Consider the following 22,576-nt stretch of genomic DNA (forward strand, 5'->3'; position numbering starts at 1 on the left):
CGATGGTGAGATGAACCGAACACCGGATCTCATCGACGCGGCCCGGGAGCAATGGAGCGGGATCCACCCCGATGTCGACACCGCCAGCATCGAAGTGATCGGCCGGGTGCTGCGCGCGGCCGCGGTGCTGCGGCGCAAGCTCGACAGCACGATCGCCGAGGACGGGCTCAACCGCGCCGAGTTCGACCTGCTGTGCGCGCTGCGGCGCAGCGGTGGGCCGGTCACGCCGGGGCGGCTGAACGAGCTCACCGTCTCGTCCGGTGCGGCGACCACGAAACGACTCCAGCAGCTCGCGGACCGCGGCCTCGTGCAGCGCTCCACCGATGCACGGGATCGGCGCAGCGCGCGGGTGCAGCTGACCGAGCACGGGCAGGAGGTGATCGACGGGATCTTCCCGCGCGCGATCGCCGCGGAGCGGTCGCTGCTGACGGGCTTGACCGCTCGGCAGCAGAAGGCCCTGGCGGGCAACTTGGCGGACCTGCTGCACGCCGTCGAAGGGCCTTGAGCGGGGGCGTCCCGTGATGCTGCGAGCGGCGCTCCCATTGCTCAGCAGAAGAAAATCTTTCGGCGATAAGCTGATGTTACGGGGAATATTGCGGCGATAGCACGTTAGTTGTCATAGTTTTCCGTAGTTGATGCGACCGCTACCGCGGCTGCAGAACGAGGAGGCTGACATGACGACCCAGCAGGAAGCCGTTCTCACTCCCGCCCCGACCACCCCGACGACCGCTGCGACCGGAGCCGTGCCCGCGCTGCGGGCGCGGGTGACCGGCGACCTGCTGGACATCGTGGTGGACCTCGACTCGGGCGACGGCTGCCGGCTGCGCGACCTGCGCGACGGCACCGAGTACCTGGACATGACGATGTTCTTCAGCTCCGCCCCGCTCGGGCACGGCCACCCCGGCCTGCGCGCGGCGGAGTTCGAGGCCGAGCTGCTGCGCGCGGCCCGGATCAAGCCGTCCAACCCGGACTTCGCCACCGTCGAGCAGGCGCGGTTCGCCGAGACGTTCCGCCGCGTGGCGGGCGTGCCGGAGCTGCCGCTGCTGTTCCTCATCGACGGCGGAACGCTGGCGGTGGAGAACGCGCTGAAGGTGGCCTTCGACTGGAAGACCAAGCGCAACGCCCGCACCGGACTCGCCGTGCGCGGCAGCCGGGTGCTGCACCTGGAGCGCGCCTTCCACGGCCGCAGCGGGTACACGCTGTCGCTGACCAACACCGACCCGGCCAAGATCCGCGACTACCCGATGTTCGACTGGCCGCGGATTCCCGGCCCCGCCGTCGATCCCGGTCCGCGCTGGGACAGCCCGGAACTGCTGCCCGAGGAGAAGGTCGCGCTGGACGCCGCGGAATCCGCGCTGCGCCGGTACGGGGCGGAGGTCGCGTGCTTCGTCTACGAGCCGATCCAGGGCGAAGGCGGCGACCGGCACCTGCGGCCGCGGTTCCTGCGGGCGATGCAGGAGCTGTGCCGCGAGCACGACGTGCTCACCGTCGCCGACGAGGTGCAGACCGGCGCGTTGACCGGCGGGGCGTGGGCGCACGAGGCGCTCGGGCTCGAGCCGGACCTGGTCGCGTTCGGCAAGCGGATGCAGGTGTGCGGGGTGCTCGGCGGGCGCCGGGTGCTGGAGGTCGCCGACAACGCCTTCCGGGAAGCCAGCCGGATCAGCTCCACCTGGGGCGGTTCGCTGGTGGACATGGTGCGCGCCACGCGCATCCTGGAGATCATCGAGCGGGACGGGCTGTTCGAGCGCAGCCGCGAAATCGGTGCGCTGCTGCTGACCGAGCTGCGCGAGCTGGCCGCCGAGTTCCCGAGCCTGCTCACCGCCCCGCGCGGGCGCGGGCTGATGTGCGCGGTGACCTTCCGCGACCCCGAGCTCCGGAACAGGGCGATCGCCGCGGCCCGAACCGATCACCGCACGCTTTTCCTGCCGTCCGGCCCGGATTCCCTGCGGTTCCGCCCGCCGCTGTCGGCGGACCCGTCCGAACTCACCGCCGCCGTAGCCGCGCTCCGCGCCACCCTCACCAGCTTGCCCTGACGCTTTCACCAGGAGTGAACGGACTGTTCGCCCAGTCTATTGGGACGAACGGTCCGTTCACTCCGGACGAACTTGGGCGGAGCACCCAGGGAACTCCGGTCACCGCCAGGACGGCAGCCACATCTCGGCCTGCCAGTGCTCCTGCGTGATCGAGGCGCCGTTGAGCACCGGCCACAACCACACGAAGTTCGCCACCACGAGCCCGACGTAGAGCGCCACCACCAGCAGTCCCGTCTTGCGGCGCTCGGTGTGCTCCTGCGCCGCACCGAGGATTTCGCCGAGCACCAGCACGATCCCGAGCACCAGGAACGGCGCCATCGGCGTGGCGTAGAAGTAGTACATCTGCCGGTCGAGGTTGACGAACCACGGCAGGAACCCGGCGCAGTAGCCGACCAGCACCGCGGTGTAGCGCCAGTCCAGCCGGGTCACCGCGCGCCACACCGTCCACGCCGCGACCGGCAGCGCCAGCCACCACATCGCCGGAGTGCCCAGCAGCATCGTGGCCTGCACGCAGTCCGATTCGCCGCAGCCGGGCAGTCCGGACTCGTAGTAGTAGAGCATCGGCCGCATGCCCATCGGCCACGCCCACGGCTTCGACTCCCACGGGTGCGGGCTGTTGCCGGTGGTCAGGTGGGTGTGGAAGTCCAGCACGTTGGCCTGGTAGTACAGCAGCGACCGGAACGGCTCCGGCACCCAGCCGAACCCGACGTCGTCGGCGACCAGCGAAGCGTGCCGGTCGGTGGCGGTTTCGCTGGCGAACCAGTTGAACCACACCGCGAAGTAGATCGCGATCGGCAGCACCAGCAGCGAACCCAGCGCGGGCACCGTGTCCCGCAGCAGCGCCCCCGCCCACGGGCGGCGAACTCCGGCGGTGCGCCGGGAAAGCGCGTCCCACAGCACGCTGAGCAGCCCGAACGCCGCGATGTAGTAGATCCCGTTCCACTTCACCCCGCAGGTCAGCCCCAGCGACACCCCGGCCGCGAACCGCCACCAGCGGAACCCGGTCCGCGGTCCCCAGACGCTCTCGGCGATGCGGCCCTCGCGGACCACGACCGCGAGCCGCTGCCGCATCTGGTCGCGGTCGGCGAGCAGGCAGGCGAACGCGGCGAGCACGAACAGCGCCTGGAAGATGTCCAGCATCCCGATGCGCGACTGCACGTGGCTGACCCCGTCGCAGATCAGCAGGATCCCGGCGATCGCGCCGAGCAGCGTGGACCGGGTGAGCCGCCGCCCGATCCGCACGACGAGCAGCACCATCACGACACCCGCGAGGGCCGCGGCGATCCGCCAGCTGAACGGCCCGTAGCCGAAGATCCACTCGCCGATCGCGATCAGCTGCTTGCCGACCGGCGGATGCGCGACGACCTCGTAGCCGGGGTTGTCCTCGTACCCGCCGTTGCGCAGCATCTGCCACGCCTGGATCGCGTAGTACTTCTCGTCGAAGACCGGCGTGCCCTTGTCGGTGGCGTGCCCGAGGTCCCAGATCCGCACGACCGCGGCCACCAGCGTGATCACCAGCGTGACGATCCACCCGCGCAGCCGGTCGGTGGGCAGCTTCGCGGTGAGCGGATGCGCGGTGTCGGACGTCCCGGGTGCGGCCGCCGGCGGCGTTTGTCCGGGGCCGACGAGGTCGTCGGCTTTGGCGGAGTTCGGCACGAGCACGCTCACACCTGAATCGTAGGGTTGTGCTCATGGACCTCGAATCCGGATCGGGCACGTTGGTGCTCGCCGCGACTCCGCTCGGTGATGCGCGGGACGCCTCGGCGCGGCTGGTGGAGGCGCTGTCCTCGGCGGGAGTGGTGGCGGCCGAGGACACCCGCCGCGTGCGTGCGCTGGCGAGTTCGCTCGGCGTGCACCCGGCCGGGAAGGTCATCAGCTATTACGAGGCGGTGGAAGCAGCGCGCGCTCCGCAGCTGCTCGATGCGTTGCGGGACGGCAAGAACGTGCTGCTGGTCACCGACGCCGGGATGCCGAGCGTGTCCGATCCGGGCTATCGGCTGGTGTCCGCGTGCGCCGCCGAGGGGCTGCCGGTGACGTGCCTGCCCGGCCCGTCCGCGGTGACGACCGCGCTGGCGGTGTCCGGATTGCCGTCCGATCGGTTCTGCTTCGAGGGATTCCCACCGCGCAAGCCGGGGGAGCGGCGGCGCTTCTTAGGCCGCCTGGTCGCCGAGCAGCGCACCTGCGTGTTCTTCGAGGCCCCGCACCGCCTCGCCGACACGCTCGCCGACGCGGCGTCGGTGCTCGGCGCCGACCGCGCGGCAGCGGTGTGCCGGGAGCTCACCAAGACCTACGAAGAGGTGAAGCGGGCCGATCTCGGCGAACTGGCGTCGTGGGCCGCCGATGGAGTACGCGGCGAGATCACCGTGGTGCTCGCGGGCGCCGCCCCGGCCTCCCAAGACCCCGACGAGCTGGTCCCGCAGGTCGAGGAACGCGCCGCCGACGGGATGCGCCTCAAAGACGCCGTCGCGGAGGTCGCCGAACTCTCCGGCCTGCGCAAGAACGACCTCTACAACGCGGTGCTGGCTGCGCGGCGCTGAGCGGGCTCAGCCGTCGTAGCGGCCGTTCTTCAAGCCGCGCAGGAAGTTCTGCCACTTGCCGCCGGAGACGGCGAAGTGGCCGCCACCGCGATCCTTCGAGTCGCGGACGGCGACCACTTCGTCGGAGAGCGCGACCTCAACGCATTCGACCTGATTAGAGCGGCTGCTGGTGCGCCAGATGAGCTGACTCAAGATGGAACCCTTCGGCGACGTTCCTGATGAGCTCGCCGGACTCGTCTTCGCTCAGCGCTGCCCGATCGAGCACCTGAGAGGTTGTCACAAAGGGCGTGACCTCAGAAGGATCTGTCACGAACACGCCTGCTCCCTCCGTTTCCACGAAGACATAAGGTGCACCGTCGCCCAGCTGGTACATCGAGAACGCGTTGTTCGCGGGCCGCGCGGCAACCCCGGAGGCAAGCACCCGGATGCTCACGTTCGCCTGACCTTGCAACCTGATCAACTGAAACAGCTGGTCACGCCAGACGCGCGAGTCGCCCAGCGTTCGATGCAGGACGCCTTCTTCCAGAACCATCTTGATGCGCGGTCCGTCCGGCCGGGACAAGACCGCCTGGCGGCCGAGCCGGGTCTTGACCCTGCGTTCGATGTCGTCCGGCTCGACCGGCGAACCGTCGATGATCAAACGGGAGTATTCCGCGGTCTGGGCGAGACCAGGTACCAACGAGGTTGCGACGCAAGTGATCTCGGTTGCCTTGCTCTCCAGCACGACGAGACTCGCCAGTTCGTCGGTGATCCGGCCGCGCTCCACCCAGGCCGCCGTGTCCACGGACTCCGCCGCATGATCCAGCAGCGCTTTCTTGAGATCACCGGTCACGCCGTACAGCGCGCACAGCGCGGTGATCTCGTCCTGTCCGGGCACCCGCTGCCCGATCTCGTTGCGATTGACCGACGCGGGCGAGATTCCCAGCGCGCCCGCGACCTTCCGGGTGCTCATACCGCTGTTGTGCCGCATCTCCTTGAGCTGCGCGCCGACTCCGAGCTGGCGCAGCCGCTCCGAACGCTTCATGTTCTCCTCCGGATTCACCCGACTCGATCCGTGATCACCACCGTCCGGCGATTCCGGTGCGTGATCACTTGGGATGCGCACGGTAGCGACTCCGATCATCGGCGAACCGGTTTTCCCTTGCGGTTAAGCCGAAAGGGTGCACTACCGTGGGGAGATGGCGCGGGTGCAGGGCGTGACGCGGATCGGCCGGATCACCGGTGAGGATTCCTGCAACGCCACGAGCAGCAGGTTCGGCTTCACCGCGACCGATCTCGGGATCATGTGGGACGACGGGCGCGGCGGCGTGCTGATCGCGTTCGGCGACACCTACGGCGCGGAGTGGGGCGGCAACGGCGCGGGGCCGAAGCACGCGGACTGGCGGTGCAACGTGCTGGCCCGCTCGACCAGCGAAGATCTCGACACCGGGCTCGAATTCGACTGGGTCGTGCAGCGCGAAGACGGCGCGGCCGGGCAATTCCTGCCCCGCGATCCGAAGGCGCGCGAGAACACGATCATTCCGACCGCGGGGATCTGCGTCGGCGGACGCAACTACCTGCACTACATGTCCGTGCGGCGCTGGGGAGTGCCCGGCGTGTGGCACACCAACTACGGCGCACTGGCCTACTCTGACGACGGCGGCCGCACCTGGACCAAGTCGGACGCGGCGATCTGGCCGAACCGCGGGCAACGCGCGCTGCGCCGATTCCGCCGCCGCGACCAGGGCGGCCACCCGTTCCAGTTGATCGCCTTCGCGGGCGCGCTCGACGGGTACGTGCACCTGCTGGGCACGCCCAGCGGCCGCTTCGGCTCCGGCCACCTCGCCCGCGCGCCCGAAGGCGACCTGCTCGACCCGGCCGGCTACGAGTACTGGACCGGTAGCGGCTGGGGCACCGACCCGTTCGCCGCGGCGCCCGTGCTCAGCGCTCCGGTCGCCGAACTGTCCGTGCAGTACAACTCCCACTTCGGCCGCTGGTTCGCGGTGCACCTGGACGAACACCGCGCAGCGATCGTGCTGCGCACCGCCGAAGAACTCACCGGCCCCTGGTCGAAAGGCGAGGTGCTGACCACGGGCTCCGAGTATCCGGCGCTCTACGGCGGTTTCCAGCACCCGTGGGCCGCGGACCGACCCGCGATCTACTGCACGATGACGCAGTGGCGCCCCTACAACGTCGATCTGTTCCGCGCCGACCTCGCCTGAACCCCGGGCTCACCTGCCCGGATAGGGTGGAAACCGGCAGGCCACAGCGGTGAGCAGCAGATCGCGGGAGTGACGGTGAGCAAGAAGGACAGAAGCCAGCGGCCGCCGGTTCCGGAGGCGTTGCCCGCCCCCGCGGTCGACGCGCACACCCACCTGGACGCCTGCGGCGCGACGAGCGCCGAGGACGTGCGAGCGGTGCTGGACCGCGCCGAGTCCGCGGGCATCGGCCGGGTCGTGACCGTCGCCGACGACATCGACGCCGCCCGCTGGGCCGTCGAAGCGTCCACTTGGGACAGCCGGGTGTTCGCCGCGGCCGCGCTGCACCCCACCCGCGCGAAGGACTTCACCGAAGCCGACCAGCGGGTGCTGGAGGACCTGGTCACCCGCGACCGCGTCGTCGCGGTCGGCGAGACCGGCCTGGACTACTACTGGGACTTCTCCCCGCCGCAGCCGCAGCAGGAAGCCTTCCGCTGGCACATCGACCTGGCCAAGCGCTGCGGGAAGCCGCTGATGATCCACGACCGGGAAGCGCATCAGGACATCCTGCGCATCCTCACCGAGGAAGGCGCCCCGGAGACGGTGATCTTCCACTGCTTCTCCGGCGACGCCGAGTTCGCCCGCGCCTGCGTCGACCGCGGGTTCGTGCTCTCGTTCGCGGGCACCGCGACGTTCCGCAACGCGAAGGACCTGCGCGAGGCCGCCGCCCTGGTGCCGGTCGAGCAGCTGCTGGTGGAGACCGACGCGCCGTTCCTCACCCCGCACCCGTTCCGCGGGCGGCCGAACGAGCCTTACTGCGTCAATTACACCCTTCGGGATCTTGCCGAGCTACGCGGAGTCGATCTGGCGGAACTGATCGTGGCTACGACTGCCACCGCCGAGCGGGTCTTCGCTCTCGATCCGGTGATCGCCGCCTGACCAGCGCTTACTCCGCGTTCTGTGGTATTGCGCGCTGCGCCGCGCTGGAGTTGCGACCGCCGCCCGGACTCCTAGCGTCCACTGTGGAAGCCGGGAGGGGCCCGCCCGCGACGATCGACCACAGTGGACTGCGGGCCCGCTGCCCGGAGGAACGGCAGTCAGGACTCGTATGCGCACCAGCGGTCTATCCCGGATCGGCATCGCCGCAGCGATCATGCTCTGCGGCGCCCCCACCGCCCAGGCCCAGCCCGCGCCGGACACCCGCGCCGGCTCCGTCTGGGACCGGCTGGCCCAATGTGAATCCGGTGGGAACTGGGCCATCAACAGCGGCAACGGCTACTACGGCGGTTTGCAGTTCAACCGCGGCACCTGGGTTTCGCACGGCGGCAGGGACTTCGCCGCCTACCCGCACCGCGCCTCCCGCGAAGAGCAGATCTCCGTCGCCACCTCGCTGCGCGACGCCCGCGGTGGATACGGCGCTTGGCCCGCCTGCGCCCGCCAGCTCGGCCTGCCGCGCTGAGCGGTGCGGCTTCGCCGCATCTCAGCAGCAGATCTTGATCCCAAAAGTGCCCCCGAGCGTGTGAGCGAACACCCATCGCGATCACCCAACGCATCCGCGGGGCCGCAGAACGCCGGCGGCGGGAGATGTGTCCGCTCTCCCGCCGCTTGGCCTGGAGGCCGTCGCCGAGCGCCCGCGCGCACCGGCTCCGACGGCCCTTTCGATCTCCTCACCAGCAGCGACGTCCGTCCTTATTGGACCTACGGGCGGGGTGCGGGAACTCCTTGCGGGGATGGGAAAATCCTCCGGGCCGAACAACTAGATGATCACCCAGGGTGCTGGGTTGCCCGGCAAAACGGCGTAACCCAAGTCACAGTGCTCGATCGGGCTCTTGGCGCACTGGTCGCATCACGCTAGAGTCTCGGCCTCGTAACCGATGACAACGAAGTCATGGGGAACACCCGCTAGTCGCCGCCGGGTTTCGTCGGGGAAGTCGGTGCCGAGCGGGCGGACCGGGACAGGACCGGTTCCGCACGTGGCAACGGCTATGACGGCGCTTGGCTACGGGAGTCGGATACGGAGACGAAGCACGAAGTCGCGCAGCGGCGGATGAAGGAGTTCACCAAGCATGGCCGGCGAACTCCACGGGATCATCGACGCTGCGGAGAGCTTCCGCTTTCGAGAGGTAGCGACCCTGTGAACGGACGCGGCATTCCCGGTGCCCATGCCAGCAATTCCCGCGGCAATACCGGCCGGGACCACGGCTACTGGGCCGATTCGCTTGAACCGGTTACGGACTGGTTCACCCCGGTGAGCAAGGAGCAGCCCACCGCGGTCGGCGTGCTGGACCGGCCGGTCGAACTCGATCGCGAGAGCGATCTGGAGATCACCGCCGACCACGGCTTCGCCCCCATCAGCGGCGGGAACTACCCCGCCGCCGACCACCCCAGCTTCCCGCCGGGAACACTGGACATCACCCCGGACGACGTCTTCGAGGCGCTCGGGCCGCAGGCCGACGAGATGCTCGCCACCGCCGACATCGACGTGGACGAGCTGATCCGGCTGGTCAACGCCGAAACCGTCGTGCTGCCGCCGCTGGTGCTGCCGGACGACGTGCCGGAGACCGACGCCGAGGGCAACCCGGCACCGGAGTTCGTCGAAGCCGTCACCGACTGGAAGCAGCGCTTCCTCAAGGGCGCGGTCGCCGCGGTGATCGTCACCCTGGCCGGCTCCGGCGGTGCCGCCGCGGCCATGGACAAGTCCGTGACCGTCGAGGTGGACGGCCAGGAGCGCCAGGTCAACACCTACGACTCCACCGTGGGTGAAGTCCTGCAGGAAGAGGGCATCAACGTCGGCCCGCACGACGCGCTGAGCCCGTCCCCGCAGGCCCAGGTCGGGCACAACGACACGATCACGCTGGACCGCGGCCGGCTGGTGAAGATGACCGTGGACGGCCAGCCCCGCGAGGAGTGGGTGCGGTCGGTGACCGTCGACCAGGCGCTGCGCCAGCTCGGCGTGCCCGCCGACGGCGCGTTCGTCTCGGCCGACCGGAACATGGAAGTGCCCGAGCAGGGCATGGACCTCACGGTCAACACCGCCAAGGACATCACCGTCACCGACGGCGGCGAGGCGCCGCGGCAGCTGACCACCACCGCGGTCACCGTCGACGACCTGGTCAAGGAGCAGAAGCTCCAGCTCGGGCCGGAGGACCACATCACCCCCGGCGGCGACCAGAAGATCACCGACGGCGCGCAGGTGCAGATCAACCGCACCGGCAGCAAGGTGGTCAACCTGACGCAGCCGGTGCAGCCGCCCGTGCAGGAGATCGTCGACGACTCGATGTTCCAGGGCGAGGAGAAGGTCGAGAAGCAGGGCACGCCCGGCGAGAAGATCGTCTTCACCCGCATCACCACCAAGAACGGTGAGGAGACCGGGCGCGAGGCGGTCGGCGAGAAGATCACGAAGGAAGCCACGCCGACGGTCAAGCGCGTCGGTGGCAAGGAACCGCCGAACAGCGCCATCTGGGACAAGCTGGTGCAGTGCGAGGCCGGCGGGAACTGGGCCATCAACAGCGGCAACGGCTACTACGGCGGCCTGCAGTTCGACAAGCAGACCTGGAGCGCCTTCGGCGGCGACCAGTTCGCGGCCTATCCGCACCAGGCCAGCCGGGAGCAGCAGATCCAGGTCGCGACCAAGGTTCGCGACTCGCGCGGCGGCGGCTACGGCGCTTGGCCGGGCTGCTCCTCCAAGCTCGGTCTGAGCTGACCCGCACGATCACCAAGTGAGCGGACCGTTCGCCCGGCATGCCCGGCCGAGCGGTCCGCTCACTTCGTTCTCCCGGCACTAACCACTCCCGATCGGAAGAACGGTCCGTTCGCTCGGAGTCGGCGGGTAGTGCGGCGGGCCGCGCGCAGGGCCGGGTGCGGGCGCGGGTAGGTTCTGGTGCGTGGAAAGTGACGCGGACAGGGCGCGGTTGCTGGGGCCCGCCGATGTTCGCCGGCTGGCGGAGGACCTGGGGATCCGCCCCACCAAGAAGCTCGGCCAGAACTTCGTGCACGACCCGAACACCGTGCGCCGCATCGTCGGCGCCGCCGGGCTCACGGCCGACGACGTGGTCCTGGAGATCGGCCCCGGATTGGGCTCGCTCACGCTGGCGCTGCTGTCGGCGGCGCGCGGGGTCGTCGCGGTGGAGGTCGATCCCGCGCTCGCGGAGCGGCTGCCGCGCACGGCGGCCGAGTTCGCCCCGGGCCTCGCGGACCGCCTCCGAGTGCTCAGCGCCGACGCGTTGCGGGTGCACGCCGACGACTTCGCAGCAGACCCGCCGACCGCGCTGGTGGCGAACCTGCCGTACAACGTCGCCGTGCCGGTGGTGCTGCACCTGCTGGCGGAGCTGCCGTCGCTGCGCAAGGGCCTGGTGATGGTGCAGTCCGAGGTCGCCGACCGGCTCGCGGCGAAACCCGGCGGCCGCACTTACGGGCTCCCGAGCGCGAAAGCGGCGTGGTTCGCCGAGGTGCGCCGCGCGGGCCCGGTGCCGCGGACCGTGTTCTGGCCGGTGCCGAACGTGGATTCGGGCCTGGTTTCGTTCTCCCGCACCGATCCGCCGTCGAGCGCGGACCGCGCCGAGGTGTTCCGCGTGCTGGACGCCGCGTTCGCGCAGCGGCGCAAGACGTTGCGGGCGGCGCTGTCCGGATGGGCCGGTTCGGCGGCGCGTGCCGAGGAGTTGTTGCGCGCGGCCGGGGTCGATCCGACGGCTCGCGGCGAGCAGCTCACGGTCGAAGATTTCGCCCGGGTGGCCGCAGCGGGCGCCGAATCCGTGCGCTGAGTTCCCGGCGACGCGGCAGGGCGCTTCCGCCGATCACTCCAGGCGAGTGGCGAGCGCGCAGTCTGACTACCCAGTGTGTCCGGGCTGGATCTGTTGATCAAGGTCAGCGACTCGGCCAGGTGGTGTGATCTGCCGAACGATTCCACATAGTGACCAGTGTCGCCTTGCGTTCGCGGACACGACTGGGTTCTACTATCCGGGAAATCCATCCCGAGCGGCCGAGAGACCTGGCTCGACGACGCCGCAGCAACCACCCCGTGGGCAGGTGCTAACGCCAGGGCCGATGGAGTCGACGTGTTTGAAACTCCGCTGACCGGCGCCCGGCCCGGGTTCGCCCAGTCCGCGTTCGCTCAGTCCGGGTCCGCCCAGCTCGGGAGCGCCCAGCTCGAGATCGCCCAGCTCAAGATCGCGCTGCCCGGCAGCACGGGCGCGCAGCACGACAAGCTCCGGCGAACCGCCCGCGGCGGCCGCGCCCGCGCGCGCTCCGCGCCGCACGGGCTCGCGCTCACCCAGCGCCGCATCATCGATCAAGGACGGCGCACGACCACGGCCTGTCGCGGCTAGCTGCCCGAGCCACCGAATCCGGTCCGCCGGGCCGGTTCGGGCCAGCGAACCAGCGTTTCCTTCCGGCCGGTCGATGCGCAGCAGCCTGCGCTCCCGGAGTGAGCTGATGTGGAGCCGAACATGATCACTGTCGAGAACCTGAGCAAATCCTTCCGCGGCGAATCCCGCGCAGGCGCCGTCGCGCTCGACGACGTGTCCCTGGAGGTCCCCGCCGGGTCGGTGTGCGGCGTGGTCGGTCCCAGCGATGCGGGCAAGTCCGCCCTCGCCCGCTGCGTCGGGTTGCTGGACAAGCCGGACCGCGGTGCCGTGAAGATCGACGGGACGAACCTCTCCGCGCTGGACGGCGCCGCGCTGCGCGCCGCCCGCAGACACATCGGCGTGGTCCCGGACGGCGACTCGCTGCTGCGCCAGCGCACCGCCGCGGGCAACGTGGCGCTGCCGCTGGAAGCCGCCGAGATGCCCGGGCCGCAACGCCGCGCCCGCGTCGCCGAACTGCTCGACCTGGTCGGCATGACCGACAAGGCGCCGCTGCACCCGGAACAGCTGACCGACGGCCAGCGGCGGCGGGTCGCGGTCGCCCGCGCGCTCGCGGCCAAGCCCTCGGTCCTGGTGGCCGACGAGCCGACCGCCGGGTTGGACTCGTCGACCGCGGAGGCGGTGCTGACGGTGCTCGACCGCGCGCGCTCCGAGCTGGGTGCCACGGTGCTGTTGACCACTGGGGACACCGCCGTGGTGCGGCGCATCGCCGACGAGGCGGTGGTCCTCGACGGCGGCCGGGTCGTCGAGCAGGGCAAGGTGCTCGACCTGGTCTCCGAGCCGGGCAGCCGCCTCGGCACCAGCTTGCTGCCGGAGGCCGGATCCGGCCGCAGGCACGACGTGGTCGCCGAGGTGGTGCTGGTCGGTTTCGCCGCCGTCGGCGCGCTGCTGCCGGAAGCGGCCGGGCGGTTCGGCGTGGACCTGGCCGTGCTGGGCGGCGGCATGACGCGGCTCGGGGACACGCCGGTGGCGAAGTTCCGCATCGGGCTCACCGGTGAGCGCTCCGAGGCCGCGCTGAAGTGGATGGTCGACCGGGACGCGCAGGTGCGCCGCACTCCGGTCAGCGTCGAAGGCGTGGCCGCCTGATCCCCGAACTGGGATCGCGGAAATAGCAGACGGCGTCCCTTGCGGTGCCGCTGCACTCGGAATCCTCCGAAGCGCGCAGCAGCGGCACAAGAACCGACCGGCCGCCGGCCGAGCCCGTGCACCGGGCTCGACCGGCGGCCGCGTGCTGCGAAGTCGGTGCTGGGGCGGCACCCGGATCGCGCGGACACGTACGCTCTAGGAGTGCTCTCCGTGGTACCCACCCCCATCACCGTGCGTGTTCCGGCCAAGGTGAACCTGCACCTGGCGGTCGGCGACGCTCGCCCGGACGGTTACCACGAGCTGGTCACCGTCTTCCAGGCCTTGTCGCTGACCGACGAGGTCACCGTGCACAGCGCCGACGAGCCGGGCATCGACGTCCGCGGCGACGGCGCCGACTCGGTGCCGACCGGGCAGAGCAACCTGGCGTGGACGGCGGTGCGGCTGCTGGCCGAGCACTCCGGCCGCGACCCGGAAGAGCCGGGCGTGCAGGTCTCGATCCGCAAGGGCATCCCGGTGGCCGGCGGAATGGCGGGCGGCAGCGCCGACGCCGCGGCCGCGCTGCTGGCGCTGAACACGCTGTGGCGCCTGGAGATCGGGCGCGACGAGCTCAGCGACATCGCCGCCAAGATCGGCAGCGATGTGCCGTTCGCGTTGCAGGGCGGCACCGCGCTGGGCACCGGCCGCGGCGAGCGGCTCGTGCCGGTTCTCGCCAGGCACACCTTCCACTGGGTGATCGCGCTGGACCGCCGCGGCCTGGAAACCCCCGGTGTGTACGGCGAGCTGGACCGGTTGCGCGCCGACACCGGGCCGAACCGGGTCGGCGAGGTCGAGCCGCTGCTGGAGGCGCTGGCCTCCGGCGATCCGAACCAGCTGGCCCTGCTGCTGGGCAACGACCTGCAGTCCGCGGCGGTCTCGCTGCGCCCGAACCTGCGCCGCACGCTGCGCGCCGGCGTGGAGGCGGGCGCGCTGGCCGGGATCGTGTCCGGCTCCGGACCGACCTGCGCGTTCCTGTGCACCGACAACGACTCCGCGGTCCGGGTCGCCGCGGAACTGTCCGGCGCGGGCGTGTGCCGCACCGTCCGGGTCGCGCAGGGGCCGGTGCCGGGAGCCCGGATCATCGGCGACGACCGGGCCGACCGGCCCACGCCGCCGCAGGTGCACGCCTGATCACCCCTCGTTTTCCTGGAGTACCGCAACCCCGATGGCCAATCTGATCAACCTCGAATCGGTGCGCAAGAGCTACGGAGAGCGCCCGCTGCTGGACGGCGTCTCGATCGGCATCGGCGCCGGGGAGCGGATCGGCGTCGTCGGCCTCAACGGCGGCGGCAAGACGACGCTGCTGGAAGTGGTCTCCGGCAGCGAGGAACCGGACTCCGGCCGGGTCAGCCACCAGCGCGACCTGCGGCTGGCGGTGGTCACCCAGCGCACCGAACTGCCGCCGGGCTCGACGGTGCGCCACGCGGTGCTGGATCCGCACGGCTTCACCGCCGAGCACGAGTGGGCCGCCGACGCCCGGGTGCGTTCGGTGCTGACCGGGCTCGGCATGACCCGGCTCGGGCTGGACACCCCGGTCGCCGACTTCTCCGGTGGTGAGCGCCGCCGCGTCGCGCTGGCGGCCGCGCTGGTGCGCGACCTGGACGTGCTGGTGCTCGACGAGCCCACCAACCACCTCGACGTGGAGGGCGTGCGCTGGCTGGCCGACCACCTGATGGAACGCCGCTGCGCACTGGTGATCGTCACGCACGACCGCTGGTTCCTGGACACCGTGTGCAACCGCACCTGGGAGGTCACCCAGGGCAGGGTCGAGCAGTACGAAGGCGGCTACGCGGACTGGGTCTACGCCCGCGCGGAACGCGCGCGGCTGGCCCAGCAGGCCGAGGAGAAGCGGCAGAACCTGGCGCGCAAGGAACTCGCCTGGCTGCAGCGCGGCGCGAAGGCCCGCACCTCGAAACCGCGGTTCCGGGTGGAGGCAGCCGAAGCGCTCATCGCGGATGTCCCGCCGCCGCGCGACACCGTTGAGCTGGTCACCTTCGCCAAACGCCGGCTCGGCAAGTCCGTGATCGAGCTGGAGGACGTGGACCTGCGGATCGCCGATCGCACCCTGCTCGACGACGTGACCTGGCGGATCGGGCCGGGTGACCGGATCGGGCTGGTCGGCGTCAACGGCTCCGGCAAGACCACGTTGCTGCGGCTGATCGCAGGTGAGCGGGAGCCGGACGCGGGCAGGCGCATCGAGGGCAAGACGGTGCGGCTGGCGCACCTGACCCAGGAGCTGCACGACCTGCCGGGCAACTGGCGGGTGCTGGAGGCGATCGAGGACGTCGCCGAACGGGTGCAGCTGGGCAAGTACGAGCTCACCGCCTCCCAGCTCGGCGAACGGTTCGGGTTCGGCAAGGGCAGGCAGTGGACCCCGGTCGGCGACCTCTCCGGCGGTGAGCGGCGGCGGTTGCAGCTGGCGCGGCTGCTGATGTCCGAACCGAACGTGCTGGTGCTCGACGAGCCCACCAACGACCTCGACATCGACACCCTGCAGCAGCTCGAAGACCTGCTGGACGGCTGGCCGGGCACGCTCGTCGTGGTCTCGCACGACCGCTACCTGGTGGAGCGGGTGTGCGACACGGTGCTGGCGCTGTTCGGCGACGGCAGGCTCACCCACCTGCCCGGCGGCATCGAGGAGTACCTGCAGCGGCGGCATTCGCTGCTGGCCGCGGGTGGTGGCGACGTCGGCAAGCAGGCCGCGGACGTGGTCGAGGCGAAGCCGGACAAGCTCTCCGGCGCCGAGGAGCGGGCCGCGCGCAAGGACCTGGCGAAGCTGGAACGGCAGCTGGACAAGCTGGGCAAGCGGGAGCAGGAGCTGCACGCGCGGCTGGCCGAGGCCGCTACCGAGCCGGACAAGCTGCAATCGCTGGGCGCCGATCTGCAGGCGCTGCAGCAGGAGAAGGACGACGTGGAAGCCCGCTGGCTCGAACTGGCCGATCAGCTCGACTAGGTGTGTGAGGGCTGGACGTTGGTGACGCCGTCTCGGAGGCGAGATGCTGGCGGCCTCTCACCTGCTCCGCTGTGCGGACGAGGCGACGTCGTCCCTCGATGGACAGGGGCGCGTTGGCGTGGAGCACAGCGTTTCCTATAGACGACACGAGTTCGGTGGGCTCAGGCGGTCGTGTTGCCTGAGCCCACCGACTAAGGGACGTGGTATCGGCACTACCGGAGTGGGATGTCGACGCCGTACTCGCCCGTGGGCCGGGGGCCGTGGATGCGCCGATCGGCTTCAGTGATAGCGACGTCGTTGATGCTCGCCTCGCGGCGCCGCATGAGTCCGTGCTCGTCGAACTCCCACAGTTCGTTGCCGTAGCTGCGCCATCGCTGGCCTTCTGCGTCGTGACACTCGTACTGGAAGCGGACAGCGATTCGATTTTCGCGGAAGCCCCAGAGGCTCTTACGCAGCGCGTAGTCCAGTTCGCGCTCCCACTTCCGGGTCAGGAACGCGATGATCTCCTCGCGGCCGCGGACGAAGATGTCACGGTTCCGCCACGTCGAGTCCGGCGTGTAGGCCATGGCCACCTGGTGCGGGTCACGGGTGTTCCATGCATCTTCAGCTGCCTGGACCTTCTGCAGGGCCGCCTCCTGCGTGAACGGCGGGTACGGCGGACGATCTTCCGGCATTGCAGTCTCCTATCGTTGAGAACGATCGTTCTCTATCGGCGGAGTCTACGATAGGGAACGTACGTTCTCAACGCCAAGGAGCTTCGGATGCCAGCCCCGATCACTGAGGAGCAGAACCGTTTGGACCGCGACGCCCTGCTTGACGCAGCAGAACGGCTGTTCTACGAGCAAGGGATCCAGGCGGTCGGCATGGATGAGGTCCGTGCTGCATCCGGTCTGCCTCTGAAGCGGATCTACCGATCCTTCGCGGCGAAGGAAGACCTCGTGGTGGCGGTGCTCAGGCGTCGCGATCAGCGATGGAGAGCAAACCTGGCCGCCCGCGTGGAGGCGGTCGTAGATCCCTACGAGCGCGTACTCGCGATCTTCGACTGGCTTGCCGAGTGGTTCGCAGAACCCGGCTTCCGCGGATGCGCCTGGATCAATGCCTACGGCGAACTGGGCCCCGCATCCGAGGCGGTGCGAGCCGAAGTCCGGTCGCACAAGCGGGCATTCCACGACCAGGTCGCGGTGTGGGTCCATGCCACCGGGCTGTCGGTGGTTGAACCGGTTTTCCTGCTCGCTGAAGGAGCCATCGTGACGGCCGGCATCAGTGGCGACCCCGCCCCAGCCCGCCAGGCACACGCAGCCGTCGCGACGTTGCTCGGAACCCCTTGATTACAGCCACGCCGTCAACAACCTCTTTGCCCGCAACAACTAGGGATCGTTGCTGCGGCCTCGCGAGCCGGGCGATTTCTCCAGGAGTGGTTTGCGGCCGTGCTGTCTCGGACGTCCCGATGTGGCTTCGGTGGCCGGAACCGAGCTGTTCCGGTGTTCGCCCGTTCGACGTAGGCTTCGTCACATGAGCCGGTTCGTGGACGGGATCGTGGCCGCGGCGCGGGAGAACGCCGGACCGGGCGCGCGGGGGCTGGTCACCGGCGAGCCGGACCGCCCGCGGCGGCGCACCTGGAACCAGGTGCACGACGAGGCCACGCGGGTCGCCGCCGCCCTCAGCGCCGAACTCGCCCCCGGCTCGGCGGTGGCCGTGCTGGCCGCCGATCCCGGACTGATCGCCCCGGCGGTGCAGGGCGGGTGGTTGGCCGGTTGCAGCGTGACCATGCTGCACCAACCGACCCCTCGTACCGACCTGGCGGAGTGGGCGCAGGACACGCTGCGAGTGCTGGCCATGATCGACGCGCGGCTGGTGCTGCTCGGCCCGCCGTTCGAGCAGTTGGCCGGGGTGCTGGACGAGAACGGCGTCGAGCACCGCGACCTCACCCAATGGGCCGCCTACGACCGGCGGCTGGACGAGCCCGTGCCGGTCGGCGAAGACGCCACCGCGCTGCTGCAGCTCACCAGCGGTTCCGCCGCTGAACCGAAAGCCGTGCGGATCACGCACGGCAACCTGGACGCCAACGCGGCCGCGATGGTGGCCACCGCCCGGCTGGACGCCGAACGCGACGTGGCGGTCTCCTGGCTGCCGCTGTTCCACGACATGGGCATGGTCGGCTGCCTGACGGTGCCGATGTCGATCGGCATGGAGGCGGTCAAGGTCACTCCCGCGGACTTCCTGGCTCGCCCGCTGCTGTGGCCGGAGCTGATCAGCCGCTACGGCGGCACCGTCACGGCCGCGCCGAACTTCGCCTACGCCGTGACCGGACGCCGGATGGCGCGGGCCGAGGACGGCGAATTCGACCTCTCCAGCCTCCGGTTCGCGCTCAACGGAGCCGAACCCGTGGACCCGGAGGCGGTGCGCGCGTTCACCGGCGCGGGCGCCCGGTTCGGTCTGTCCGGGACGTGCATGGTGTGCGCCTACGGGATGGCGGAATCGACGCTGGCGGTGTCCTTCGCGCCGCTGGACCGCGGCGTGGAAGTCGACGAGGTGGACGTCGATGCGCTGGAGCGCGAGCGGCGCGCGGAGCCCGCGGGCACCGGCCGCAGCCGCTCGTTCGCGCTGCTCGGGGAACCGTTGCCGGGGCTGGAAGTGAAGGCGGTCGACGACGCGGGCGAGGCGCTGGGGGAGCGGGCTGTCGGCGAGCTGCGCATCCGCGGCGCCGCGGTGACGCCCGGATACCTCACCGCGAACGGCCCGCTGCCCGCGCAGGACGCCGCAGGCTGGCTGCACACCGGTGACGAGGGCTACCTGGTCGGCGGGCAGGTGGTGATCTGCGGACGGCGCAAGGACGTGATCATCATGGGCGGCCGGAACATCTTCCCGGTGGACGTGGAACGCGCGGCGTGCGAAGTGGACGGAGTGCGCGCGGGCAACGCCGCGGCGGTCCGGCTGGACGCGGGCGATCGGCGGGAACGGTTCGCCGTGGTGCTGGAATCGAAGTCCGCCGGAACCGGCGAAGCGGAGAAGGACCTGCGCAAGGCGGTCGCCGCGCGGGTCGTGGACGCAGTCGGGGTGCGACCGGCCGCGGTGGTCGTGCTCGCACCGGGCTCGCTGCCGAAAACCCCGTCCGGCAAGCTCCGCCGCGCCGCCACCGCCGAGCTCGTGCCCGCCTGTTGAGGACGACGCGGCCGCTCAGTGGAACTGGTTCTGCGCCGGTTCCAAGCCGTGCGCGGCGAGCGCCTCGGTGGCGTCCGCGCACAGGTCGACGAAGTACGCCAGTTCCTTGCGCTGGGCCCCGGAGAAGTCCTTGAGCACGTAGTCCGCCGGATCCATCCGCCCCGGCGGCCGGTCCACGCCGAAGCGCACCCGCAGATACTCCTTCGTGCCCAGCGACTTGGTGATCGAACGGAGCCCGTTGTGCCCGTTCTCCCCGCCGCCGCGCTTGAGCCGCACGGCGCCGTGCGGCAGGTCCAGCTCGTCGTGGATCACGATCAGCGATTCGGGCGGGAGCTTGAAGAACTTCACCAGTCCGGCGACCGGCCCGCCGGAGAGGTTCATCAACGTCCGCGGCTTGGCCAGCACCACCCGGCGCTGCCCGAGCCTGCCCTCCACCACCTCGGCGTTCGCCTTGTGCGCCTTGAACTTCCCGCCGATCCGGTCGGCGAGCTCGTCGGCGACCAGGAAACCGGCGTTGTGCCGGTTGCCCGCGTAGCGCGGGCCGGGATTGCCGAGCCCGACGATCAGCGCGGGCGGTTCGGGAGTGCTCACCTGATCGTTTCCCTCGGACGCACCGCCGAAGCGGCGGCGGATGAATGCGATGGCCCGGCCGGGACCGGGGCGCGGTGCTCGCCGCGTCCCGGTCACCGGCGGGTCGGAGCTCACTCGCTCGCGGTCTCCTCGTCGGAGGCTTCCTCGACGACGCCCGCGCCCTCGGTGTCCAGCTCGGACTCCATGTCGGCGGCGGTCGGCGCCTCGGAGACGCTGACGATCAGCGTCTCCGGGTCGGCCTGCAGCGTCACGCCGCGCGGCAGCTGCAGGTCGGAGGCGTGCACCTGGGTGCCGTCCTCGGCGTCCTGCACCGACAGCTCGATCTGCTCGGGGATGTGCAGCGCCTCGGCCTCGACCTCGACCTCGTTGGCGTCCTGGGTGACCAGGACACCAGGGGCCGGGTCGCCGGAGAGCACGACCGGCACGTTCACGGTGACCTTCTCGCCGCGCCGGACCAGCAGCAGGTCCACGTGCTCGATGTAGTTCTTGATCGGGTGCGCGGTCACGGTCTTGGTCAGCGCGAGCTCGCTGGCCGACCCGGCGACCTCCAGCGTCAGCACCGCGTTCTGCCCGTTCTCGCGCACGGCGCGGGCGAAGTCGATGGCGGGCAGCGACAGGTGCTTGGGGTCGGAGCCGTGCCCGTAGAGCACCGCGGGGATCTTGCCCGCGCGGCGGGTGCGGCGGGCGGCACCCTTGCCGAACTCGGTGCGCGGCTCGACGGAAAGACGTACCTCGGACACGGTGCTGCACTCCTCGTGAAGTCGGGCGGAATCGAAATGTCGGCGGCCTGCGGCGGCGGGTGCGACCGATGACGTGGCCGACGCCGTGCTCGCGAACACCGGCCCTGCGGGGGTCGGTGCCGCTCGCGGCCGGACAACGGCCGCGATGTGGGCGGCACCGGCGTCTCTCGCGGCCACAGGGGCGAACACCGTGCCGCCGCGTCGATCACGCCGGGTCGCGTACCCGGCCTCGCCGAGGCAACCCGAACAGTTTAGGAGCCGCCGCGCGGCAGCTGCTTGCTGGGGTACCGATCCGGCCTCGGCCGGTCTAACCGGATGATCCGCTGTGCCTGCGAGAACCGGGTGCACTCGACCCGTGCCGTGTTCACCGGCGGGTCGCGGCGGGCGACGTGCCGCCGGGTTCGCGCAGCTGCTTCCCGATCGGGTCAGCCGAGTTCGCGCCCGCCCGCTCGTCCGCGTGCGGTGGGTGTTCGTTCGTCCCTCGATTCAGCGACCGTCACGGTTTGGTCGCTTGCGGATGACCGCGGCACCGCCCGGCGTTAGTTTGACGCTCATGTCCGCTGACACCAGCTCCGGTTCCACCGAGGACCACGGGAGCGCGCAAGCCGGGGCCGAACCGGCCACCGGCTGGGCCGACCGGCTCCGGCAAGTCGGCCCCGGCATCATGGCCGCCGCCACCGGAGTCGGCGCGGGCGACCTGGTCGCGACGATGATCGCCGGTGCGCGCTACGGCTACGCCCTGTTCTGGGCGGTCGTGCTCGGCACGGTGTTCAAGCTCGCGCTGGGCGAGGCCGTCGGCCGCTGGCACCTCGCTTCCGAACGCACCATGCTCTCCGGCTGGCGCACGCTCGGCTCCTGGGCCACCGGCTACTTCGGCGCCTACATCGTGGTGTGGGGCTTCGTCTACGGCGCCACCGCGATGTCGGCATCGGCGCTGCCGCTGAACGCGCTGTTCCCGGTGCTGCCGGTCAGCGGATGGGCGATCGTCTGCGGCCTGCTGGGGCTGGGACTGGTGTGGTTCGGCCGCTACGCGGTGCTGGAAAAGCTCATGACGGTGCTGGTCGGCGTCATGTTCGTGACCGTCGTGGGCACCGCGATCCTGGTCGGGCCGAACCTGCTCGAACTCGGCAAGGGGCTGGTGCCGACGCTGCCGGACGGCTCGGTCGCCTACGTGCTGGGCCTGATGGGCGGCGTCGGCGGCACGATCACCATGGCCGCCTACGGCTACTGGACCTTCGCGAAGGGCTGGCGCGGGCCGAAGTGGCTGCCGATCATGCGCACCGACAACGCGGTCGGCTACGTCACCACCGGGATCTTCGTGGTCGCGATGCTGGTCGTCGGCGCGGAGATCCTGCTCGGCCAGGACCTCACCGACAGCGACAAGGGGCTGCTCAACCTCAGCGACGTGCTCGCCGCGGACTACGGCCAATGGGCGCGGATCCCGTTCCTGGTCGGGTTCTTCGCGGTCGCGTTCAGCTCGGTGATCGGGGTGTGGAACGGGGTGAGCCTGCTGTTCGCCGACTGGTGGCGGACCTGGCGGCTGCCCAAGGAAGCCCCGGCCGAGACCGCCGAGACCTACGACCACAAGGCGGGGATGCACAGCACTCCGTACCGGCTCTACCTGCTGTGGCTGACGTTCCCGCCGATGATCCTGCTGCTGTTCGGCAAGCCGTTCCAGCTCACCCTGGTCTACGGCGTGCTGGGTGCGTTGTTCATGCCGTTCTTGGCGGGCACGCTGCTGGTGCTGCTGAACTCGCGCTCGATGATGCCGCCCGAGCACCGCTCCCGCTGGGTCTCGAACGTGCTGCTGGGGCTGTGCCTGGTGCTGTTCGTCGGGGTGGCGGTCAACGAACTCGTCGGCGCGGTGATGTGATCTCCGTCGCGGCTGGAATTCCGGCCGG

20 protein-coding genes, 1 pseudogene and 1 riboswitch are annotated in these 22,576 nt (G+C 70.6%); of the genes and pseudogenes, 15 read left to right on the top strand and 6 right to left on the bottom strand.

The window, feature by feature from the left end; all coding sequences use genetic code 11:
• Positions 1–10: 10 nt before the first annotated feature.
• Both V1457_RS11340 and lat read left to right on the top strand, forming a co-directional pair.
• On the top strand, positions 11–505 hold the full coding sequence (locus tag V1457_RS11340; RefSeq protein ID WP_295141486.1) for a MarR family winged helix-turn-helix transcriptional regulator: 495 nt from the start codon (positions 11–13) through the stop codon (positions 503–505).
• A 169-nt stretch (positions 506–674) separates the two neighbouring features.
• Positions 675–2,033 (top strand): L-lysine 6-transaminase, encoded by a 1,359-nt coding sequence (lat, locus tag V1457_RS11345; protein WP_338603279.1) that lies wholly within the window; start codon positions 675–677, stop codon positions 2,031–2,033.
• Between the two features lie 99 nt (positions 2,034–2,132).
• On the opposite strand, the gene V1457_RS11350 is transcribed toward lat, so the two are convergent.
• Positions 2,133–3,701, bottom strand: a complete 1,569-nt coding sequence (locus V1457_RS11350) for a phospholipid carrier-dependent glycosyltransferase (protein ID WP_338603282.1) — start codon at positions 3,699–3,701, stop codon at positions 2,133–2,135.
• 23 nt (positions 3,702–3,724) lie between these two features.
• On the opposite strand from V1457_RS11350, the gene rsmI reads away from it, so the two are divergent.
• Positions 3,725–4,570, top strand: coding sequence for a 16S rRNA (cytidine(1402)-2'-O)-methyltransferase (gene rsmI, locus V1457_RS11355; RefSeq protein WP_338603285.1), 846 nt, complete (start codon positions 3,725–3,727; stop codon positions 4,568–4,570).
• A gap of 6 nt (positions 4,571–4,576) precedes the next feature.
• On the opposite strand, the gene V1457_RS11360 is transcribed toward rsmI, so the two are convergent.
• Together V1457_RS11360 and V1457_RS11365 are read right to left on the bottom strand one after the other, a co-directional pair.
• A complete protein-coding gene (locus V1457_RS11360; RefSeq protein WP_338603288.1) occupies positions 4,577–4,762 on the bottom strand; it encodes a DUF397 domain-containing protein in 186 nt (61 codons plus the stop codon).
• Positions 4,725–5,612, bottom strand: a complete 888-nt coding sequence (locus tag V1457_RS11365) for a helix-turn-helix transcriptional regulator (RefSeq protein WP_338603291.1) — start codon at positions 5,610–5,612, stop codon at positions 4,725–4,727. Before V1457_RS11365 ends, V1457_RS11360 begins: the two co-directional genes overlap by 38 nt.
• Before the next feature lie 136 nt (positions 5,613–5,748).
• On the opposite strand from V1457_RS11365, the gene V1457_RS11370 reads away from it, so the two are divergent.
• The 9 genes and pseudogenes from V1457_RS11370 (at position 5,749) to V1457_RS11410 (ending at position 16,182) form a co-directional block, all read left to right on the top strand.
• On the top strand, positions 5,749–6,771 hold the full coding sequence (locus tag V1457_RS11370; RefSeq protein ID WP_338603294.1) for a DUF4185 domain-containing protein: 1,023 nt from the start codon (positions 5,749–5,751) through the stop codon (positions 6,769–6,771).
• Positions 6,772–6,846: 75 nt separating this feature from the next.
• The gene (locus V1457_RS11375) at positions 6,847–7,686 is read left to right on the top strand and encodes a TatD family hydrolase (RefSeq protein WP_338603297.1); all 840 of its coding nucleotides are present in this window, start codon (positions 6,847–6,849) and stop codon (positions 7,684–7,686) included.
• A 268-nt stretch (positions 7,687–7,954) separates the two neighbouring features.
• Positions 7,955–8,206 (top strand): annotated as a pseudogene (locus tag V1457_RS11380) (transglycosylase family protein); the annotation flags it as partial.
• A 675-nt stretch (positions 8,207–8,881) separates the two neighbouring features.
• Positions 8,882–10,450, top strand: a complete 1,569-nt coding sequence (locus V1457_RS11385) for a resuscitation-promoting factor (protein ID WP_295141469.1) — start codon at positions 8,882–8,884, stop codon at positions 10,448–10,450.
• Positions 10,451–10,631: 181 nt separating this feature from the next.
• Positions 10,632–11,507 carry a 16S rRNA (adenine(1518)-N(6)/adenine(1519)-N(6))-dimethyltransferase RsmA gene (gene rsmA, locus V1457_RS11390; RefSeq protein ID WP_307849947.1) on the top strand — a complete coding sequence of 292 codons (876 nt, stop codon included), beginning with the start codon at positions 10,632–10,634 and terminating at the stop codon, positions 11,505–11,507.
• A 202-nt stretch (positions 11,508–11,709) separates the two neighbouring features.
• A riboswitch (SAM riboswitch) is annotated at positions 11,710–11,797 on the top strand.
• A 4-nt stretch (positions 11,798–11,801) separates the two neighbouring features.
• Positions 11,802–12,071, top strand: a complete 270-nt coding sequence (locus tag V1457_RS11395) for a hypothetical protein (protein ID WP_200069246.1) — start codon at positions 11,802–11,804, stop codon at positions 12,069–12,071.
• Between the two features lie 120 nt (positions 12,072–12,191).
• On the top strand, positions 12,192–13,193 hold the full coding sequence (locus tag V1457_RS11400) for an ATP-binding cassette domain-containing protein (RefSeq protein WP_338603307.1): 1,002 nt from the start codon (positions 12,192–12,194) through the stop codon (positions 13,191–13,193).
• 210 nt (positions 13,194–13,403) lie between these two features.
• Positions 13,404–14,360 (top strand): 4-(cytidine 5'-diphospho)-2-C-methyl-D-erythritol kinase, encoded by a 957-nt coding sequence (locus V1457_RS11405; RefSeq protein WP_200069248.1) that lies wholly within the window; start codon positions 13,404–13,406, stop codon positions 14,358–14,360.
• Positions 14,361–14,394: 34 nt separating this feature from the next.
• Complete coding sequence (locus tag V1457_RS11410) at positions 14,395–16,182, top strand: ABC-F family ATP-binding cassette domain-containing protein (protein WP_338603311.1); 1,788 nt, start codon at positions 14,395–14,397, stop codon at positions 16,180–16,182.
• A gap of 212 nt (positions 16,183–16,394) precedes the next feature.
• On the opposite strand, the gene V1457_RS11415 is transcribed toward V1457_RS11410, so the two are convergent.
• Positions 16,395–16,856 carry a nuclear transport factor 2 family protein gene (locus tag V1457_RS11415; RefSeq protein ID WP_200069250.1) on the bottom strand — a complete coding sequence of 154 codons (462 nt, stop codon included), beginning with the start codon at positions 16,854–16,856 and terminating at the stop codon, positions 16,395–16,397.
• A gap of 87 nt (positions 16,857–16,943) precedes the next feature.
• Here V1457_RS11415 and V1457_RS11420 point away from each other — a divergent pair, with 87 nt between their 5' ends.
• Both V1457_RS11420 and V1457_RS11425 read left to right on the top strand, forming a co-directional pair.
• Positions 16,944–17,510: a TetR/AcrR family transcriptional regulator gene (locus tag V1457_RS11420; RefSeq protein ID WP_338603314.1), complete on the top strand. Its 567-nt coding sequence runs from the start codon at positions 16,944–16,946 to the stop codon at positions 17,508–17,510.
• A gap of 184 nt (positions 17,511–17,694) precedes the next feature.
• Positions 17,695–19,344: a fatty acyl-AMP ligase gene (locus tag V1457_RS11425; RefSeq protein WP_338603317.1), complete on the top strand. Its 1,650-nt coding sequence runs from the start codon at positions 17,695–17,697 to the stop codon at positions 19,342–19,344.
• Positions 19,345–19,359: 15 nt separating this feature from the next.
• Here V1457_RS11425 and pth read toward each other — a convergent pair whose 3' ends face one another.
• On the bottom strand, positions 19,360–19,935 hold the full coding sequence (pth, locus tag V1457_RS11430) for an aminoacyl-tRNA hydrolase (RefSeq protein WP_200069253.1): 576 nt from the start codon (positions 19,933–19,935) through the stop codon (positions 19,360–19,362).
• A 110-nt stretch (positions 19,936–20,045) separates the two neighbouring features.
• On the bottom strand, positions 20,046–20,675 hold the full coding sequence (locus tag V1457_RS11435; RefSeq protein ID WP_200069254.1) for a 50S ribosomal protein L25/general stress protein Ctc: 630 nt from the start codon (positions 20,673–20,675) through the stop codon (positions 20,046–20,048).
• Positions 20,676–21,228: 553 nt separating this feature from the next.
• Between V1457_RS11435 and V1457_RS11440 the strand changes: the two genes are divergently transcribed.
• A complete protein-coding gene (locus V1457_RS11440) occupies positions 21,229–22,548 on the top strand; it encodes an Nramp family divalent metal transporter (protein WP_200069255.1) in 1,320 nt (439 codons plus the stop codon).
• The last annotated feature ends 28 nt before the right edge of the window (positions 22,549–22,576 follow it).

Origin of the sequence: Saccharopolyspora sp. SCSIO 74807 (assembly GCF_037023755.1) — a bacterium.
Lineage (GTDB): Bacteria > Actinomycetota > Actinomycetes > Mycobacteriales > Pseudonocardiaceae > Saccharopolyspora_C > Saccharopolyspora_C galaxeae.